Genomic DNA, 18,737 nt, shown 5'->3' on the forward strand with positions numbered 1-18,737 from the left:
GAGCAGGTTGAGCATTTTATGGATAACGCCGCGCCGTTTCCGGGAGGCGGTCATGGCTTGCAGCGGGTGTATCAGAGTTAGGATCAGTTATTTAGCAACCTTTCTACTAGAACATATATATCAATTGCACTTTTATTAGGGATATATTTATAACAATGCAACCCATCAACATGCAAATATTCTATTTGGTTCCATTCACCAACCTTCAAACCCAATGGACGAATAAGCTCATCAGCTTCAGCTTTATCAATTATTTTCATATGACACCAAGATCTAATTAGATAGAGTTAAAATAGCTACCCCATAAAGATAGCTAAAGAGTTACTTTCCACATAAGCATAAATGTTCAATCCCCCCCGCCAATCCAATCGGGTCTGATTGCAGGTATCTCCCCGTAGTGGCGTCATAATCCCTAAAGTAGTTATACCAGCTTTGCTTTTCGGCATCCCAATATTGGCCGGGGAAGCCTATATTGAAGTCACCGATAGACGTTGTAAGAACAGAACGGTCAAACGCTTCTAATTTGGCGCGCCATACCACAACTTTGCTTTGGTTGGTTATCAACTCCGGCCAACCTAAATGGTCGCACTGCAAATGCAAGGCGCGACCATTTAGCTTTGATATTTATCCTCCAGTCAATATTCCGATTTTTTCATTCCAATAGATTGCGGTATATATAATAAATAAAACCATTGTAATACAGCAGATATAGAGGATAAAACTCGTAGCCCTAAACCACTTATATAGCTTGGACTCAGTTATTCCCAACCGCTTATCCGCCATCGAGAGGTTAAGCACTTCTTGTCTAGAAACATCTAACCTATTTGATATGAAGTAAAATATTTTTTCTCTTGCATAAAATGCAATAACAATGAAAGAAAATAAAGATATAAATACAATATGAAAATAAGAATCATCAATAAAATTAAGCAGCATCAGAAACGCACTCCTTTCACACTGTTGCTATGAGCAACGCCCATGCAGACGAGCATAGCGGTGGGAAATGTAGTAAACCATGCGTTGTCTTTTGCTAATTCAAAACTCATATCCCTTATCAAATTGTCTAAATTAGTTAGGGTCTTATGGGCATCATTGATAGCTTCTTTTGAACAACTTTTAGCCTTTGTTGCATCCTCAATAGCGCTTACTAGCTGTGACCGACTATTGTTTAAAGAAGCTAACTGCTCTGCACCTTTACTCAAATTCCGATAAGAATTGAATGTAGAACCTGCAGAATACCCTGTACAGAACATGCTGACACCTAACCATCTACTCAATCCCAAAGGATCTTCATTCACTAAAGGGTTATTTTCCACATAAGCATAAGTGTTCAATCCCCCCGCCAATCCAATCGGGTCTGATTGAAGGTATCTCCCCGTAGTGGCGTCATAGTCGCGGAAGTAGTTATACCAGCTTTGCTTTTCGGCATCCCAATATTGGCCGGGGAAACCGATATTAAACTCGCCTATGCTACTGGTTAACACTGAACGATTAAACGCTTCTAACTTCGCATGCCATACCACCGCTTTACTTTGGTTGGTTATCACCTCCGGCCAACCTAAGTGGTCGAGTACACTGGTTATTGTGGATATATACCACTACCTGACCTTCAAAACGGATATAGATACTGCTGAGCGTATCACTGCCATTCGAAAGCTTGCCCTACACAGATAGTGGTAAGTCCCGCTAGGTCCACTCTTGGAAACCTAGTGTTCCAATCTAATCTGACTTTATTTGGGTGAATCATTCTGTATAAATATCAAACTGCATTTCGAGTCTGGCTTTACTTAAACAATCAAGATGTGGCATCTCCAAAGATATCCATTCGTTATCCTTTATGTTCACCCCAAGTAAAATTTCTGCAGAACCGCCACTTTCCCAGATAATTGAAAAATTTTTATCTTTAAGGGAACCATTACTGATGACCGTATTGAAGAAATCTTCAAAAGAAATTTCATTACCAGAATAAAGCGGAAAGCTGACATAGGTCATCTCATAACAACCAGTCAGCGTTTGGCCGGTAGGAGTTGTTCGCTCTTTCCCTAAGTCTTGAATAAACTTCGGGATTAATTTCACGTAATCACATACAGAATCTGCAGACCAAGCTGAATGACGGATTCGCAAAGAAGCACTAAAAATCATATGTCGATTCACCTAATATATATATCTAGAGGGCCATAGTTCTCACTCTCCCCCGTAAAAATCAAGCTTGATACCGAAACCAAGTGATGAAAGGTAATTTATTACTACAGGTGATAATTCTAAAAAAACATTATTATTTGAATAAATGCCAAATAAAAATGAGCATTTACCACCGGTGGAAATTATTTTACCCAAGAAATCCTTATCAAAGTTCTCTAAAAAATCTAGTAAAAATTTAGATATATATTCAAAAGTTGCTATAGGTTCATCATGCAGTTTGAAGCTAATAGCAGTTTCTAAATATATACCTCCCAAATCTTGTCCGGTTTTAGTTTTTCTACTCATTCCAACGGAATGTTTATATCTTATCGGATAGCTGAAATTATCAACTATTTCATCAGCTGAGAGGCTTGGATGGTGGATTTGCAAAGTAACTCTGAAACTTGACTGTGAAATCATAATAACTCTCCCCAATGACCTTGAGGAACCCAATGTCCTCCTTCATTAATACCAACTGTTCCATCAGGTGCAACTCCTGTCCATGATTTACCTGTTCCCATACCACCGTGAGCGGCATCCTTTATTCCATGCAAGGTATCTTTTTCCCATCCAAATCTTTTTTTAGCTTTATCAATATCAAGAGTTCCCGAAGGGCAATCTTTCGGTCGGGTTTCATTTTGATTTTCATTCAATACAGCCCAAAGCCCAATTCCTGCAGCACCAATAGCGGTAATACCATTACCGATAGCCGCGGCACCCGCTGCACAAGCGCCAGAAACCGGTGGAACCAAGCACATCAGCCCTGGGCTTAGACCGTAAGGATCAATGTAACGTAACGGATTCCCGCCAACATACCCATAAGTATTCAACCCACCCGCCAAACCTATTGGGTCACTCTGCAAATACCGCCCTAAGGTCGCATCATAATCGCGGAAGTAGTTATACCAGCTTTGCTTTTCGGCATCCCAGTACTGGCCGGGAAAACCTATATTGAAATCCCCAATAGATGTTGTTAGCACCGAACGGTCAAATGCTTCCAGCTTGGCCCGCCATACTACCGCTTTGCTTTGGTTGGTTATCACTTCCGGCCGGCCTAAATGGTCGTTATGTATATAGTACAGCTGGTTGTTTAAAATATACCCCACGACCAGACCCTAATATCCAAGCTTTCAGTTATTATGCATGGTGCTGAAAGTATGGTAATATCTCGAACCAACCTTCGAGGTATTATAAAAAAGACCGAGAATCATCCTGAAGCTACGATTTCATTGATGTCCAATACTTTTTTTCTCCACTCTTAACCATGATATTTGCAGCCAGACCTTAGCAATTTCTAACAACAGCACAATGGCGCCAATTATAAACAATCCTATATCTTTAAATGAGAGCATTATGGGTAAGAAAAAGAAAGTAGGTTGAATTATCATAGTAAACCTGAAAGGTGACTGTGCTAAGGACAATATAACACCGATTTTCTTTTTTAAAATAAGTAGCGGCGCTGATATAACAATTGATAAATATAGCAATAGACTAACAACTGTTATCAATTGCATTGAGCTACCAAACTCCGTAGAAATGCTAAAAAGGTTGACTACTTTACCAAAAGTAAACGAACCTTCTTGAGAGATGAAATTCATAAAAAATTTACATATTAGCATCAGATCTAACACGCCGAACAATACAATAAATTTGTCCAAGGCTTTTTTTTTCATTTTGAAGTCCTATTAGAAACAGCTGGGGTCCAGTGCCATGATTTTCCGTTAATAGCCCAAGCGTCAGGCCATTCTCCAAATGTTTGTCTGATTTTTCGGATGTCGCCGTCGTTAGGGAATTGCTTACCTTCTGAATTTTGTTTACAAGCATTGCTATCTTTAGATTGCCACTCTTGAATGACGTCTCTTGTACAACCAACGCAGTTTTTAGCCGATACTATTTCATCAGAACCGAGCGTTGCCAAACGATTCATCCACAATAAGGACCAGTTTTTCATACCGTGATGATCTATGTCGATCGTAACCCAATCTAAACCAAATGGATCAAATCTTATTAGAGGATTCCCATCAACATACCCATAGGTATTTAACCCACCCGCTAAACCAATAGGATCACTCTGCAAATACCGCCCTAAGGTCGCATCATAGTCGCGGAAGTAGTTATACCAGCTCTGTTTCTCAGCGTCCCAGTATTGGCCGGGGAAGCCGATATTAAACTCGCCTATACTACTGGTTAACACTGAACGGTCAAATGCTTCCAGCTTCGCCCGCCATACTACCGCTTTGCTTTGGTTGGTAATGACCTCCGGCCGACCTAAATGGTCGTTATGCACATAGTAGAGCACATTATTATTGATATAACCCACTACCTGGCCTTGAAAGTAAATATATTGCTTTGTCGTGCCTTCAGCCAGCAGTTGGCCTTGTGGGCTGTAGATAAAACGCGTGATAGCAGTACCTACCTTTTTATACACCCGCTGGCCTATCGCATTGTATATGTAGTCAGTAGTGCCGGCTTTGACCATACGATTATCATTGTTATAAGTGTAAGCGAAGTTACTGCCGTCAAAACGCTTTTCATTAGTCACATTCCCGTTGGCATCGTAGGTAAATACCCTGGTTTGGCTACCACGGGTTACCTGATTAAGCCGGTTGGAGGCGGTGTTAATGGCATAGCTTTCTGAAATAGCCCCGCTGCGCGCGGTGCGGTTGCCCAAGTCGTCATAGCTGAAGTTATGATTACCAAGACCGGTGCTACTAATGTTTGTTAACCGGTTTAGCTTGTCATAAGTAAAGGTCTGCGTATATGCAGTATTAATGCCGTTGGTAATTTTGGTTATATTGCCATCACCATCATAGGCAAAGTTTAACCTTTGTATAGTATCGGTTATGACACCACTAACTCTGAAATCGGTGTTGTAATAAATATTACGTTTTAAACCATTACCAAAGTTCCATTCTTTTACGGGTGCAAAAGGTAACTTTTTAATTCCGGAAATCAAACTACGGTTTACACCGTTAATACTAACAGTGATCGCCGCCGGATCACCATATGCATCATAACCATAGGTTACCTTATTCCCCCCGGGATATGTCAAAGTGCTAACGCGCCCCAGAGTGTCGTAACTCCAGTTAGTTTGATAACTGGTTCCTTGGATAACGCTAGTTTGTCTGGTTAAAGAGCCCCAACTACCATACTCGTATGAAGTAGAACCGCTATCATCGCTAAACCCCGTTAACTTACCCTGTGCATAGATACCATTGTCATAATACCAATTATGAGTAGTATTACTTGTTTTGCGCGTGATGCGCCCTAAATCGTCATAGATATAGCTTGAAATTCTGTTGCGGGCATCGCGTTTACTATCCAGCCTTCCTGCATTGTCATAGTTCAACACACTTGTGCCGGTATCTGGGCTAATTTGTTGCTCTATGTCGGTAAGAGCATTCCTGCTATAACTTGTCACTTTACTGCGTGCATCAGTAACGCTTTTTAACCCTCTTACATCATGAGCAAAGCGGGTTATTTTACCGTTCGCATCAGTTTGTCCGGTAATTCTATCCAACGCATCATAAATATAGCTTATCGTATATCCTTTGGTATTTTTTTCAGAAATGACATTTCCGTTTTTGTCATATAAGAAATTCTTTTGATTTTCCCTACCTAGCAACCCTTGAACATCGTAAACATAAGTTCTGGAGTAAATTGGGCTAACATAATCATAGCATTCATCTACATAAGGTGGGTCGTAATAGCACTGAGAGTATACATTGTCAGGATCTATGATACTTTCAGAGGACACATTTCCAAGAAGATTGTAAGAAAAACTATGGGAATAAACCTTACCCGCGCGAACCTGCTCTTTAGACAATAATCTGCCAGCAGGATCATACTTGTATACCATAGAGAAACCAGAACTATGAACTTCTGAGGAAACTTTATCGAACTGATTGTAGGCATACTGGATGCTTGAAACATTTCCGTCTGCTGCAACTTTGTCATGCTTTGTTAGCTTACTACGCTTATCGTAGGTAAAAGCTTCTTGAGTTTCATCAGGGTAGGTTATCCTTCCAACATTACCCAAAGTATCGTAATTACTATAAGTAGTAGTATGCAGCATCGGGTCGGTATACCGAATGAGATTTCCTGATGCATCGTAATCCATTGTTGAAGTTGCACCATCAGGGGCAGTAATAGTTAATTTCTGAATACCGTTATTGCTATAGTATTGATAATTATAAGATGTCGTTAAGTCACGACTATCTGCTATTACCTGTTGGCTCGTTATATTCATACGGTCATCGTAGCTATAACGGCGTGTCATACCACCGGTTTCTGTAACTTCAGTAGGCAAATTAAGTACCGTGTCCCAACTGTAGCCATAAGTAATGCTAGCAGTTGTTCCATTTGCAACTTTTTTGGTTGCTAACTTTCCATCTGTATAAGTATAGGTAGTACGATTACCATTCCAATCTGTCTCCGAAACCTTATTACCAGCATTGTCATACATGGTTTGCTGGCTAGCAGCTTCACAGTAAGCGCTACCTTCTTTAGACACACTACTAACCCTACTCTTAGCGTTATTTGTATAAAAGTAGGTTGTTTTATGCCCCATAGAGTTGGTTACCACAGTAGACAAACTGTTAAAAACAAAGCTGTATTTATCAATATTCTGGCTGTGCCGGGTTTCTATCGCACGCCCAGAATTATCATAAGTAAACCAGGAATAACGGGATGAGCCTAACGTCACTCCGGTTAAAGCAAAAGGAAAGCGGCTATCTTCGTAGTGATAAGTTTTGCTGCTAGCATCCGGAAAACTCACTTTTGTTAGCACACCGTTGATGTAGCTATAAGTATACTGATTACCGGCGTTATCTTTAATATTGCTGATCCTGTTGCCGGACCAAGTAACTGTTAGTTTACGACCGTTAGAATGGCTTATACTGGCTACTTTACCGTTGGTATACGTATAAGTATGGCTGATACCTGGCCCGTCTGGCCGTTTTGAGTAAGTAACTTTTAGCAACTGTCCCTGTGCGCTGTATGTTTCATAAGTGTTGTTTTCTTTCCTGAAAACCCAATTACCAGCGGCATTTTTATAAATATAGTTTTTACCTGATGCCGTTTTATAAGCATTGATCCAGCCAACATAAGGTACATTAAAGTTTTCTGCTTGAAAACTAACCTCCAAGCCATTCTCATCGATTACTTTCGGGCCAGAGGAAGCTACGCTGGTTAAATCCAGCCTCTTATCAACTAAAACACCCCAGCCTTTGCCCATAGCTCCGTCAAAATCATTCTTACTGGAGTAACTTCTTGCTATAGCTAACGGATGCTGCTCTTTACCAATAAAGTCGATGTCATATTCGACCTTTTTCCCGCTCGATACAACAATAGGGTTGCCACATTTCCTATCTTCTGCTGGTGGTTCGTTTTGGCTACTGGAATCTATAAATTCTGACTGCCCAGTATCAGAGCCACTATGATCTCTCCCCCAATCCCAGCTTCCGACTCCGCCCCCTCCACCAGTCCACCCCCAACCGCCACCGCTCCCCCAACATACCTGCTGAGGAACACTACCACTGCCAGAATTAGTGTAAACAATTGTACAGTTTGCTTCTGCTTCTGTCGGCGATAGCCCTGCTAAAGCTAAAGCCGCAAGTGTATAATATTTTTTTTGCATTGATATTCTCTTAAGTTACGACCGGAGAAGAATGGGGTAAGTGATGTCCGGTAATAATACCCGAACATTGTTATAGATATAGTCTGTTAACTGCTGTTTGTTGACGATATCTGTCTGTATTAAGAAAGTCTTTATTGCCGTTGACATTTCGCCAAAATCTGTCATCAAAATATCCATTTGTTTTTTAAGTGAACAGGGCTGAATCCCAGCTACATAAAACAGACATTTTTTAACGACATGAATAAACTCATTACTATAATGCAGATAAAAATAACTATCTTGCTGATGACGGCTAAGTTTGTAGTAACAGCTTTCCAATGCGTAAGTTAACAGTGTTAGCTGCTCAGCAGTCAGCTGAGGTCTATAGGTTTGTTTGATTTGCCTTGCCGTTTGCAATAATAATGTTACCGGCTCAACACCGGTAACATTATGCCCTGTTGAAAAAGCACTTAGCCACAGAGGTTCCCGCAACCGCAAACGATCAAACGCTTGCTCCAGTGACATTTCAAAAACATCAAATAAGCTACCTTCAATCTTGTGGATCTTATGAATAAATACAGATTCTGCAGTAAAAAGTACTATATCAGTATCACTGTCCGGTTTGGGGCTATTCAGTTGCGAGCCAAAAAGTACAGCACCTATGTACTTGGGATCTGTCAGAAAGAGTTTTTTTATTTTTTCTATCACATTTCCTCCTTGAAAAGCGGCAGAAAGTATACATAAAAAAATAAATTGTAATATAGAGCCCCATCATATTAATGATAAATATTTTTCTTGACAAAAAGATTACAACTAATGCCGAAAATCTTCCGGTATCGGCAGCTCTTTTGCCAGCGTTCTTGGCCGGCTGCCTTTGCCTTTTTTATACATTTTCAGCTGATGTATATAGGCCAGAACCTGCGCTACAGCCGCAAAAAGTTGTTCGGGGATCGGATGGTCAAGCTTGGTGGTGTAGTATATAGACCGTGCCAGCGAAGGCGATTCAATAACCGGCACTTTATGTTCATTACCTATTTTACGGATATGCATGGCAACTTCATCCACGCCTTTAGCCACCACGACCGGGGCGCGGAATTTGCCCTGATCATATTTTAGCGCCACCGCATAGTGCGTCGGGTTAGTTACAATAACATCCGCTTTGGGTACTTCCTGCATCATACGTTTCATCGACATTTGCATTTGAGTACGGCGGATACGGGCTTTAATTTGCGGATCGCCTTCGCTGTTTTTATATTCGTCTTTAATTTCCTGCAGTGACATTTTCAGTTGTTTTATATGATTCCACTTCTGATATGGCGCATCAACTATGGCAATTACCGATACGCTGGCGCATAACCCCAAAAACAACCAGGCTAAAAAGTGTAACGCCGATTCGATATTATTGGGCTCACTCATTAAAGACAGCGCCATAATGTCGAAAAAGAACACTTTAAGCAGCAGATAGGCAATGCCGATTACCACCACCACTTTGAGGATACTTTTAAGCAGTTCTACCAGCGCTTGCAAACCAAACATACGCTTAAAACCTTTTAGCGGGCTCATTTTACTGGCTTTGGGCCCTGCGGCCTCCCAGCTAAAATTAAACCCACCTAACAAGGTATTACCGATAAAAGCTGCAATAAGAATAATAATAAAAATGCCTGCCAGCGGTGGGATCAGCTTTTCGCCTGCTGCACCCCAGGCGGTAAACATGGAGTTAGTTTCGAAAATATCTTTCGCATCCAGCTTTAACATGCGTTGACCAACATCCAGTACCGCCATTGCCAGCATTTTGCCAAACACCAGTAAAGCGGCTGCACTGCCAATTAACACAAAAGCTGTACCTAAATCCTTGGAGCGGGCAACCTGGCCCTTTTCAGCTGCGTCCTGCAGCTTCTTGGGGGTGGGCTGTTCGGTTTTTTCGGCGCTTTCATCTGCCATTGCAGAGCCCTCCGCTTAACAGCCAATCAGCCGGCAGCTGTAATCTATTACGTGCTGCCACTGTTTGTCGTAATGAAATAAAAAGGTGTCCAGCGTTAACCACAAAATGATTAAACCGGCCAGCATGGTAATAGGAAAACCTATCGAGAAAATATTCAGCTGCGGTGCGGCACGCGTCATAATGCCAAACGACAGGTTTACCACCAGCATCGATACAATCGGTGCCAGTGCTATTGCCAGTGCGGTGGCAAACATCCAGCCGCCGAATTCTATTACAGTCCAGTAGCTGGTTACATCCCACCACTGGCCGTTAATCGGCAGCGTGTCAAAGCTAAATACCAGCATTTGGATCATGATGAGATGGCCATCAAAGATCCAAAACAACAAGGTGGCCAGAATTAGATAAAACTGACCGATAGCCGCCACATTCACACCACTGGCCGGGTCAACCATAGACGCAAAGCCCAGGCCAGTTTGCATAGCCAGCAATTGCCCGGCAACAACGAAGGTGGTAATAAACATTAATGAAATAAAGCCCAGCGCAAAACCAATTAGCAGTTGCAGCATCACTTCCAGTATCATCTGGCCGGACATTAAATCCGGGTTAGGCACCGGCGGCAGTGTCGGCATAATAATCAGCGTGATCATCAATACCAGGCCGGTTTTTATCCGCATCGGTATGTTACGGACCCCAATACCGGCCATAATCAGGAACATACCGGTTACACGACACATAGGCAGCAGGTAATCTGCCAGAGTCTGCATCAGTACATTCAGCGGAAATTCCATCGCGCGTTAACCCACTACCGTTGGAATGCTTAAAATAAGTTCGTTGGTGTATTCCATAATTACGCGGGTAAACCAGTGGCCACCAAAAATCAGTGCCAACAACGTAACAATAAGCCGCGGTAAAAAGCTTAATGTTTGCTCGTTAATAGAGGTTGCCGCCTGGAAAATAGCTACCAGTAAACCGACAAATAACGATGGCAGAATAATGGCACTTACCAGCAAAATTACCAGAAACAGCGCATCACGCAGCACATCGACAAAAATCTCCGGGCTCATGTGCCCACTCCATAGCTGGTAGCCAGTGTGCCCATAACTAAAATCCAGCCATCAACCAGTACAAACATCATCAGCTTAAAGGGCAACGAGATAATCATCGGAGATAACATCATCATACCCATTGCCATTAATACGCTGGCGACAACCAGATCAATGATCAGAAACGGGATAAACAGCATAAAGCCAATCTGAAATGCGGTTTTAAGTTCGCTGGTGATAAAAGCCGGGATCACCACGGTAATGGGGTAATCCTGCGGGGAAGCAGCAATTTCCAGCCCGGCGATCTGGGCAAAAGTATCCAAATCTTTGGTGCGGGTCTGGTGCAGCATAAAGCCTTTTATTGGTATCAGTGCTGCATCCAGCGCCTGCACCGGCGTAATCTCTTCGCTCAGGTAGGGCTGAATGGCCGTGTCGTTAATGTTTTTAAACACCGGCGCCATAATAAAAAAGGTCAGAAACAGCGTAATGCCTATTAGTACCTGGTTAGACGGCGTTTGCTGCAAACCAATGGCCTGGCGCAGTATAGCCAGCACTACAATAATGCGGGTAAAGCAGGTCATCATGATCACGATAGCAGGAATAAAGCTGAGCGCTGTCATCAGCGCCAGTACCTGTAACGTTACACTGTATTGTTGGGAGCCATCGGCAGCGGTAGTTACCGTAACTGCCGACAAGGCACCATTATCAGCCAAAACATCGGGGCTTAGCAGTATTACCAGCACCACGAACAACAGTCGCAACATAGCTCACACTATTTTTTCAGGAACGATTGCAACTGTGTATGAAAGTCTGATGCCAACTTTTCTTCAGGTAGAGGATTTTCCAGTTCAAACAGTAAATTTATGCTGTGCGCGGTGACACCTAAAACACGTTGTTTTCCTTGCATTTCAACAACTAACAAACGCTCTTTTGGGCCAAGCGGCATGGTAGAAATAATTTTTATGTGCCGGCTGCCAGGTAAGCGTAGCGTCAATTTTTTGAACGCCCAGCCCAGTGTCAGTACTATTGCGACCACAATCGCCAGTGACAGCGCCATTTTACCCAGGCCAAGGCCTGCTGACGGGCGCTCTGCGGGTGCTTCTGTTTTAAGTGTTACCGCTGGCGCAGGCAGAGCCGTTACCGGTGTTGTCTCACTTTGCGCTGTAACCTCGGTTTGGGTTGCGTCCTGAGTATGTTCCGCTGTTTCGGTACTGCTTTGGGCCGTTACCGTCAGCGGCAGTAAGCTGCAACATAGCAAAATAACAAGCAATAATCGCATTAGCGTAACTTCTTAATCCGTTCAATCTGGCTGATAACGTCAGTCAGGCGAATACCAAACTTGTCGTTTACCACCACTACCTCACCGTGCGCGATCAGGGTACCGTTAACCAGCACGTCCAGTGGTTCACCGGCTACCCGCTCCAGTTCAACCACCGAGCCCTGATTAAGCTGCAATAAGTTACGGATACTTATTTTCGCCCGCCCCACTTCCATAGATATGGTAACCGGAATATCTAAAATGGTGTCCAGCTTACGTTTTTCGTCTACTGTAATATCTGCTTTTTCATCTCGCAGCTCTTCCAGCTCAACAGCCTCTGCACCACCGGTGCCTTCAGCTTCGGCCATGGCAGCGGCCCATTCGTCCATGGTGTCTTTATCATCAGCCATTTTTTGTTACCTTCTGTCGCGATCTGACAGGTTCAGATCGGCTTCTAACTCGGAAATATCGGCATCGCTGTCTAGGCGCCGCCCACCTTTAGTAAACACATGCATCTCAGATTTCGCTGACTCAGGCCGTTTAATTTTCTCAACAATCTTCAACGCCGCATGTTCGCGCGAACGGCCCAATTTGGCCCGGTATGTTGGTAAATCTTCAATTAACACCGTGATATGTTCCGGCATCTCTATCGGAATAATATCACCGGCCTTTAATTCCATAACTTGCCGCAGCGTTAAATCGACATCCATCATTCTGGTCGTTAAATCTACTTTTACATCCATAATTTCATCACGCAGAGCTTTACTCCAGCGTAAATCGGTATCTTCTTTGTCGCTTTGTACACCGGCATCGAGCAGCTCGCGAATAGGTTCAAGCATGGAATACGGTAAGGCGACATGGAAATCACCGCCACCACCGTCCAGTTCAATATGAAAAGAGCTGATCACCACTACTTCTGTAGGGCTGACAATATTAGCCATTGCCGGGTTAACTTCAGAGTCCAGATACTCGAAAGACACATCCATTACCGGTGCCCAGGCTTCTTTGTAATCTTCAAAAATCAGCTTTAGCAGCATCTGAATAATACGCCGCTCGGTTGGCGTAAACTCGCGGCCTTCAATTTTGGCATGGTAACGGCCATCACCGCCGAAGAAGTTATCCACCAGAATAAACACCAGCCTGGCTTCCATGGTAATAAGGCCGGTGCCTTTAAGCGGCCTGAAACGCACCATGTTTAAACTGGTGGGTACAAATAAGGTGTGCACATACTCGCCAAATTTAATCATCTGCACGCCGTTAATTGACACTTCGGCAGTACGGCGCATCATATTAAACAGGCTGATACGCATATGGCGGGCAAAACGCTCGTTTACCATCTCCAGCGTTGGCATGCGGCCACGTACAATACGATCCTGCGACGAGAAATCGTATTCCATGGCAGAGCGGCCCCGGCCTTCACCGGAATCGTCTATTTCTTCTTCTTCGACGTCATCAACACCATGTAACAGCGCATCAATTTCATCTTGTGACAGTAAATCGGTCACGGCTGCTCACTCTTATTGCATCACAAAACCGGTGAAGAGAACTTCTTCTACCACCACCGAACCCACTACCTCGATCATCGCCTGTTGTAAATCGCTTAACGCTTTGTTTTTTAACGCATCGCGCCCGGCAACGGTAACCAGCTCATCTGCATTGGCTGCACTGAAGGTTTCCAGCAGACTGCCTTCAATCAGTGGAATATGCCGCATAGCTATGGTTTCATTATTGCTGCCGCGCACCAGTAACTGCACTTTAATTTGTACCATCCGGTCACGCGATGCACCGGGCACATTAAACACAAAGGGCCTTGGCAGTGGCACATACAGCGCTGTGCCTTTTGCATCTTTAGCACCAGCCGGGCCTGCCTCACCAGACGCCGTATCTGACGTTGCTGCGGCACTATTACTGCCTGAGCCGCTAAATAACATCAGGCCCACAACAATTAACACCACCACCAGTACTGCACCACCACCCAACAGCAGCCATTTCTTCTTGGCTGAACCTTCTGCAATAACCAGATCTTTTTCTGCTGCCATGTTTGTGCCACCTGTTCGTTAAAATAATATTATTATGCTCACCTGTGGCAGCCAATGTAAATCATCGTGACTGAATTAACCGCCACTACAGGTTGTTATGCATAATAATCCACCAGCCGGTCAGATGTTTTTACATTAAGTTGTACCGTTTCTGCCTGACCATCCTGGCTATCGTCTGCGGTATGTTTACCATTGCTGCCAGAATGATTACTGTCACGCTGAGCTAACTGGCGCTCTTGCTGGGATTGTTGCTGTACCTGGCCTTCAGTTAGCTGAATTCCCTGTTGCTGCAGCATTTCTCTAAGCCTCGGTAATTGCTGCTCTAATAATTCTTTTGCCTGCGATTGTTGCACAATAAATTGCACTGATGCCTGATCCTGCTGCATATCTATTTTTATTTGCATCTGGCCAAGCCCGGCCGGATCCAGCCGGATTTCTGCTATCTGAATATTCTGGCGCACCATAAAGCTAACTCGTTCACGCAATTGCCCCGCCGCGTCCTGCTGCAGTAAATTCAGGCTTTGCTTTAACTGCTCGGCTAATGGCCGCGCCACTGTCTGAGCCGGGCTGGCTTGCTGACGTTGTTCAGCTACGTGCAGTGCGCTGCCAAATGCTGTCTCACTGCGTGCCACTGTGCTGGTATCTGCCGCTACCTTGGCTGTTGCAACACTGCTATCAGGCACTGCCACTGAACCATCCGCTGGCTGGCCATCATTATTTTGCCGCAATTGCTGTTGTGACGAATGCTGTTGTGAAGAGCCCTGCTGTGCCGAACTGTTTTGCGACGGATTCTGTTGTGAAGAGCCTTGTTGTGACGAGCCATGTTGAGCATCATGTTTAGAAGCATTTGACTCAGCAGCCGCTTTGCCCCCTGTCTGGCTATCGGTTTTATCAGATGCTGCCGTCAGCGTCGGCCTGCTTGTTGTTATAGCAGAGTCAGCTTCAGTTTTGTTGTTATCTGGGCTACCTGTGGCAGTAAGCCCCGTTGCGGTAATTTGTGCCGCATTATCAGCATCTGCCATTTTAGTATCAGCCTGAGCCGTTTGCGGTGTAACAGTGCTGGCTTTTATGCTGTTGTCATCGGTTTTTACCAGACTGACGTCCGTTTTAACTGCGGTATCTATCGCTGCTTTTCCGCCGTTGCTCTGGTTATCATCGCCAAGAATAGGCTTATCTGAACCCGCTCCGGCTGCCAGTTCTGTATCGTCCGGCGATGCCGTTTTATTGCCACCAGCTTGCAACTCTGCCACCGGCTGGGCATCGCCTTTACCGCCAGCGGCGGCTTCTGTTTTATCTGCCACGTTAACCGGCGTAATCTCAGCGGCGATTTGACTGTTTGCTTTTACCTGCGCCTCAGTGGCAGTATCGGTGATTTCGTCGGCAGATTGCTGCAGATGCTCTGCTGTTTTAACTGCCTTTGTGGCATCAGCTTCAGGCTGGTTAGTACCCGGCAACACGGCAACCGGGGTATCCTCAGCAGCACCGGCATCGGCGCTATCAGTTGTATCAGCATCACTGCCAGTAGTGGCTTCGGTTTCGCTGCCGGTTTCAGGCAGTTTATCTTTTAGCGCTATCTGGCCCAGCAAGCTGGATGCCAGCAAAGAGCCTTCATCAGCGCCTGCCGCGCTGTCGTTTTCTGCATTAGCTGCCGCTAATAATGCCTGGCTTACCCCGCTTAATACGCTTATTCCGGCAGGGACATGCCGTAATTTAGCACCTGGCTGGCTATTTGTTGCCGGTTGCGTTATGCCGTTTAGCACTTCACCAAACCCCAGGCCGGAGGGCTCGGCACCCGCCTCTGCTGCAGAGTCTGATAATGCGCCATCCAGCCGCAGCGCGCTGTCTGCGGTGGATGTCAGCATGAATGATTGTATAGCCTGCACCATTTTCACTCCCCAGCCTGATCACTATGGTCGGGCATTAACTGCGCTTTAAACCGGTTAAAGCCGTTGCATTAAAACCTGTATATCCAGTTATCTTCAATTGCATTCAAATTTCAGGCCAACCTGAGTAAATTAGTACATTTGTGGCTCATTACGGCTACGCATAAATTGCTGGCTGGCGTACTCATCGGCATTTTTCTGCTCTTGTTTCAGTTGCTTTAATAACTCGGCCTGTTCGCCGCGCTGCACCAGTAACTCCATGGCTTTACGCTTCTTCTGCATTGCCAGCCAGCTTTGTTTACGCTGCTCTGCCGCCGCTTTAGCCTGCTGTAACGCCCGCCCCTGCTGTTGTATTGCCTGGTCCAGCTTACCGATAAAGCTGATAAACTGGCTGTACTGCCGGCTTTGTAAACCGGCCGCACCTTGTTGCTGGCTCTGCAGAATGTAATCAGTACGGTAATCAGCCAGGCCCTGATATTTCTGCTCCGCCTGCTGGTAAAACTGCTGAGCTTTGACAAAATGGGCCTGTAGTTTCTCTTCCCGCTCTTTTTGTATTTTAATTAACATGGCAAAACGGTGATTAATCATCTGTTACTCCCTTTCGCCGCGGGTACCAGTTGGTTGAGCCCCTGCAAACTGTCATCATAGGTTACAACGTCGTGCATGCCCTGCTGTAAAAAGCGGTTAATACCCGGCATCATGCCTATAGCAACATCCAGTTGTGGATCACTACCCCGCACATAAGCCCCGATGGCGATTAAATCTTTGCTTTGCTGATAACTGGCATACAACTGCTTTATTGTACGCGCCATTTGCTGATGTTCAGCACTGGTAACAGCTGGCATAACACGACTAATCGATTTTTCTACATCTACCGCCGGAAAATGCCCGGCATCGGCCAAAACCCGGGACAATACTATGTGGCCATCAAGAATAGCGCGCGATGCATCGGCAATAGGGTCTTGTAAATCATCGCCTTCAGACAACACAGTATAAAATGCCGTTATAGATCCCTGGTTGCCACTACCGTTACCGGCACGCTCAACCAGGGCCGGTAATTTAGCGAATACCGAAGGCGGATAGCCTTTAGTAGCAGGTGGCTCACCCACCGCCAGTGCAATTTCACGCTGTGCCTGCGCATAGCGGGTAATGGAGTCAATCAGGAGCAGCACATCCATGCCCTGATCGCGAAAATATTCAGCTACCTGCACGGCTGTTTCACAGCCTTTTAACCGCATCAGCGGCGATACATCGGCCGGTGCGGCAATGACCACTGAACGCTTTTTGCCTTCTTCGCCCAGAATCTCATCAATAAACTCTTTTACCTCGCGGCCACGCTCTCCCACCAGGCCTACCACAATAACATCCGCCGATGTGCCCCGTGTCATCATCCCCAACAGTACACTTTTACCTACGCCTGAACCGGCAAACAGGCCCATACGCTGACCTTTGCCTACAGTAAGAATACTGTTGATAGAACGCACACCAACATCCAGCGGCTGCTTAATTGGCCGGCGGTGCAAAGGGTTAATAGGTTTAGCTTTGGCGCCACCGAATTGTTCCGCCGCTATAGGGCCTTTACCGTCCAGCGGTGCACCTACGCCGTCTATTACCCGGCCAAGTAAATTAAGGCTAAGGGGTACACCTTTAAAGTTAAGCATAGGCGTAACGCGGGCACCCGGCACAACGCCAGACACATCATCTTTAGGCATCAGATAAATACGGTCGTTGGCAAAGCCCACTACTTCCGCCATAATTTCGCCGCGGGCGGTTTCTACCGAGCACGGCTGGCCAATAGCAGCGCTACAACCGGTTGCTTCCAGCGTTAAGCCCACCACACGCACCAGATGGCCGGCAACAGCAGGCCGTGAGCTATGTACATAACGCTGTTGTTGCTGCAGAAACCGGCTCAGACTTTCGCTGTTTGCCATAGCTTAATCCTCTGCTTCTGCGTCAGTTTTGGCATCGTGCTGTTGTAGCTGAATAAAATGCTCCAGGCTGCTTTGAATGCGTTGTTGCAAACTGCGATCCACGCTGGACTGGCTGCTTTCTACTACACAACCACCCTGCGCCACCACAGGCTCAGCCCTGAGCTGCCAGTTGCGTTGTGCCAGCTCATCTTTAGTGTAATGTTGCTCAACAATAGCTAAGTCAGCCGAGTTCAGCTTTATTAACAGTTGCCCGGCTTGTAATGGCAGCGCTGAAGTTGCTTCTGAAATTGCCTGCAAAATAACCTGATGGTTGGTTTTAACTTCAACATTGATCACGGCCTGTGCCATAGCCAGACTCAGCTGTAATAACTGCTGTTTTACCTGTGTATCAATGCTGGCCAGCGGTTGTTGTAACTGATCAAGTAGTGCGCTCAGTTGTACCAGCTTATCATTAAGCTCTGTCTGGCCTTCTGCCAGCCCCTGCTTTTTACCTTCAGCCTGGCCCTGCGCCTGGCCATCCTGCAGGCCTTGTTCACGGCCTTCAGCATAACCTTTGCTAAAACCGTCGTCTTTACCCTGCCCAAAGCCCTCTTCATAAGCCGCCTGACGTATTTGCTCTATCTCGTCTGCGGTGAGTGGCTTGATTGCCAGCTCTTCATCGTCATCTGCTTTACTCACCCTGGCCTGAGGCTGAGTTTTATTCAGCGCATTGGTACGAAGGCCATCAGGTGCCGGCGTCATATCGGGTGTTTGCCAGTGCCTGATCAGTTCATCCGTTTCATCATCGGGCGAAAACGGCTTTTTGTGCCTAAATGCATCAGTGCTCATAATACTACCCGCTCT

Annotated in this window: 21 protein-coding genes; all 21 read right to left on the reverse strand. The window is 45.3% G+C overall.

The window, feature by feature from the left end; translation table 11 throughout:
* Positions 1–83 precede the first annotated feature (83 nt).
* Positions 84–260: a hypothetical protein gene (locus M2404_RS18575; RefSeq protein ID WP_259241327.1), complete on the reverse strand. Its 177-nt coding sequence runs from the start codon at positions 258–260 to the stop codon at positions 84–86.
* A gap of 61 nt (positions 261–321) precedes the next feature.
* Entirely contained in the window at positions 322–540 is a 219-nt protein-coding gene (locus tag M2404_RS18580) for an RHS repeat-associated core domain-containing protein (RefSeq protein WP_259241427.1), read from the reverse strand.
* Positions 541–935: 395 nt separating this feature from the next.
* Complete coding sequence (locus M2404_RS18585; protein WP_259241328.1) at positions 936–1,547, reverse strand: RHS repeat domain-containing protein; 612 nt, start codon at positions 1,545–1,547, stop codon at positions 936–938.
* A 196-nt stretch (positions 1,548–1,743) separates the two neighbouring features.
* Positions 1,744–2,142, reverse strand: coding sequence for a hypothetical protein (locus M2404_RS18590; RefSeq protein ID WP_259241329.1), 399 nt, complete (start codon positions 2,140–2,142; stop codon positions 1,744–1,746).
* A gap of 42 nt (positions 2,143–2,184) precedes the next feature.
* Positions 2,185–2,601: a hypothetical protein gene (locus M2404_RS18595; RefSeq protein ID WP_259241330.1), complete on the reverse strand. Its 417-nt coding sequence runs from the start codon at positions 2,599–2,601 to the stop codon at positions 2,185–2,187.
* Entirely contained in the window at positions 2,598–3,287 is a 690-nt protein-coding gene (locus M2404_RS18600; protein ID WP_259241331.1) for an RHS repeat domain-containing protein, read from the reverse strand. The genes M2404_RS18595 and M2404_RS18600 overlap by 4 nt, the downstream gene beginning before the upstream one ends.
* Before the next feature lie 120 nt (positions 3,288–3,407).
* Positions 3,408–3,854 carry a hypothetical protein gene (locus M2404_RS18605; RefSeq protein ID WP_259241333.1) on the reverse strand — a complete coding sequence of 149 codons (447 nt, stop codon included), beginning with the start codon at positions 3,852–3,854 and terminating at the stop codon, positions 3,408–3,410.
* Positions 3,851–7,819, reverse strand: coding sequence for an RHS repeat-associated core domain-containing protein (locus tag M2404_RS18610; RefSeq protein ID WP_259241334.1), 3,969 nt, complete (start codon positions 7,817–7,819; stop codon positions 3,851–3,853). Before M2404_RS18610 ends, M2404_RS18605 begins: the two co-directional genes overlap by 4 nt.
* 15 nt (positions 7,820–7,834) lie before the next feature.
* Positions 7,835–8,506, reverse strand: a complete 672-nt coding sequence (locus M2404_RS18615) for a nucleotidyltransferase domain-containing protein (protein WP_259241335.1) — start codon at positions 8,504–8,506, stop codon at positions 7,835–7,837.
* 105 nt (positions 8,507–8,611) lie between these two features.
* Positions 8,612–9,739, reverse strand: coding sequence for a flagellar biosynthesis protein FlhB (flhB, locus tag M2404_RS18620; RefSeq protein ID WP_259241336.1), 1,128 nt, complete (start codon positions 9,737–9,739; stop codon positions 8,612–8,614).
* Between the two features lie 15 nt (positions 9,740–9,754).
* A complete protein-coding gene (fliR, locus tag M2404_RS18625; RefSeq protein ID WP_215397913.1) occupies positions 9,755–10,528 on the reverse strand; it encodes a flagellar biosynthetic protein FliR in 774 nt (257 codons plus the stop codon).
* 6 nt (positions 10,529–10,534) lie between these two features.
* On the reverse strand, positions 10,535–10,804 hold the full coding sequence (gene fliQ, locus M2404_RS18630) for a flagellar biosynthesis protein FliQ (protein WP_215397912.1): 270 nt from the start codon (positions 10,802–10,804) through the stop codon (positions 10,535–10,537).
* Positions 10,801–11,547, reverse strand: a complete 747-nt coding sequence (gene fliP / locus M2404_RS18635; RefSeq protein WP_259241339.1) for a flagellar type III secretion system pore protein FliP — start codon at positions 11,545–11,547, stop codon at positions 10,801–10,803. The genes fliQ and fliP overlap by 4 nt, the downstream gene beginning before the upstream one ends.
* A gap of 8 nt (positions 11,548–11,555) precedes the next feature.
* Positions 11,556–12,062 (reverse strand): flagellar biosynthetic protein FliO, encoded by a 507-nt coding sequence (gene fliO / locus M2404_RS18640; RefSeq protein WP_259241341.1) that lies wholly within the window; start codon positions 12,060–12,062, stop codon positions 11,556–11,558.
* Complete coding sequence (gene fliN, locus M2404_RS18645; RefSeq protein WP_259241343.1) at positions 12,062–12,451, reverse strand: flagellar motor switch protein FliN; 390 nt, start codon at positions 12,449–12,451, stop codon at positions 12,062–12,064. Before fliN ends, fliO begins: the two co-directional genes overlap by 1 nt.
* A gap of 6 nt (positions 12,452–12,457) precedes the next feature.
* Complete coding sequence (fliM, locus tag M2404_RS18650) at positions 12,458–13,546, reverse strand: flagellar motor switch protein FliM (RefSeq protein WP_259241346.1); 1,089 nt, start codon at positions 13,544–13,546, stop codon at positions 12,458–12,460.
* A gap of 12 nt (positions 13,547–13,558) precedes the next feature.
* Entirely contained in the window at positions 13,559–14,080 is a 522-nt protein-coding gene (gene fliL / locus M2404_RS18655) for a flagellar basal body-associated protein FliL (protein ID WP_259241349.1), read from the reverse strand.
* A gap of 95 nt (positions 14,081–14,175) precedes the next feature.
* Positions 14,176–15,966, reverse strand: coding sequence for a flagellar hook-length control protein FliK (locus M2404_RS18660; protein ID WP_259241350.1), 1,791 nt, complete (start codon positions 15,964–15,966; stop codon positions 14,176–14,178).
* Positions 15,967–16,095: 129 nt separating this feature from the next.
* The gene (gene fliJ / locus M2404_RS18665; protein WP_215397906.1) at positions 16,096–16,551 is read right to left on the reverse strand and encodes a flagellar export protein FliJ; all 456 of its coding nucleotides are present in this window, start codon (positions 16,549–16,551) and stop codon (positions 16,096–16,098) included.
* Positions 16,548–17,894, reverse strand: a complete 1,347-nt coding sequence (fliI, locus tag M2404_RS18670; RefSeq protein WP_259241351.1) for a flagellar protein export ATPase FliI — start codon at positions 17,892–17,894, stop codon at positions 16,548–16,550. Before fliI ends, fliJ begins: the two co-directional genes overlap by 4 nt.
* Before the next feature lie 3 nt (positions 17,895–17,897).
* Positions 17,898–18,722: a flagellar assembly protein FliH gene (gene fliH / locus M2404_RS18675; protein ID WP_259241352.1), complete on the reverse strand. Its 825-nt coding sequence runs from the start codon at positions 18,720–18,722 to the stop codon at positions 17,898–17,900.
* Positions 18,723–18,737: the final 15 nt, after the last annotated feature.

This window comes from Rheinheimera pacifica (genome assembly GCF_024809855.1).
Classification (GTDB): Bacteria; Pseudomonadota; Gammaproteobacteria; order Enterobacterales; family Alteromonadaceae; genus Alishewanella; species Alishewanella pacifica_A.

Bases quoted from the DNA above. Each gene is read 5' to 3' on its own strand.
- M2404_RS18575 (WP_259241327.1), bottom strand. From the start codon at position 260: ATGAAAATAATTGATAAAGCTGAAGCTGATGAGCTTATTCGTCCATTG.
- M2404_RS18590 (WP_259241329.1), bottom strand. From the start codon at position 2,142: ATGATTTTTAGTGCTTCTTTGCGAATCCGTCATTCAGCTTGGTCTGCA.
- M2404_RS18595 (WP_259241330.1), bottom strand. From the start codon at position 2,601: ATGATTTCACAGTCAAGTTTCAGAGTTACTTTGCAAATCCACCATCCA.
- M2404_RS18605 (WP_259241333.1), bottom strand. From the start codon at position 3,854: ATGAAAAAAAAAGCCTTGGACAAATTTATTGTATTGTTCGGCGTGTTA.
- M2404_RS18610 (WP_259241334.1), bottom strand. From the start codon at position 7,819: ATGCAAAAAAAATATTATACACTTGCGGCTTTAGCTTTAGCAGGGCTA.
- flhB (WP_259241336.1), bottom strand. From the start codon at position 9,739: ATGGCAGATGAAAGCGCCGAAAAAACCGAACAGCCCACCCCCAAGAAG.
- fliR (WP_215397913.1), bottom strand. From the start codon at position 10,528: ATGGAATTTCCGCTGAATGTACTGATGCAGACTCTGGCAGATTACCTG.
- fliQ (WP_215397912.1), bottom strand. From the start codon at position 10,804: ATGAGCCCGGAGATTTTTGTCGATGTGCTGCGTGATGCGCTGTTTCTG.
- fliP (WP_259241339.1), bottom strand. From the start codon at position 11,547: ATGTTGCGACTGTTGTTCGTGGTGCTGGTAATACTGCTAAGCCCCGAT.
- fliO (WP_259241341.1), bottom strand. From the start codon at position 12,062: ATGCGATTATTGCTTGTTATTTTGCTATGTTGCAGCTTACTGCCGCTG.
- fliN (WP_259241343.1), bottom strand. From the start codon at position 12,451: ATGGCTGATGATAAAGACACCATGGACGAATGGGCCGCTGCCATGGCC.
- fliL (WP_259241349.1), bottom strand. From the start codon at position 14,080: ATGGCAGCAGAAAAAGATCTGGTTATTGCAGAAGGTTCAGCCAAGAAG.
- M2404_RS18660 (WP_259241350.1), bottom strand. From the start codon at position 15,966: ATGGTGCAGGCTATACAATCATTCATGCTGACATCCACCGCAGACAGC.
- fliJ (WP_215397906.1), bottom strand. From the start codon at position 16,551: ATGATTAATCACCGTTTTGCCATGTTAATTAAAATACAAAAAGAGCGG.
- fliI (WP_259241351.1), bottom strand. From the start codon at position 17,894: ATGGCAAACAGCGAAAGTCTGAGCCGGTTTCTGCAGCAACAACAGCGT.
- fliH (WP_259241352.1), bottom strand. From the start codon at position 18,722: ATGAGCACTGATGCATTTAGGCACAAAAAGCCGTTTTCGCCCGATGAT.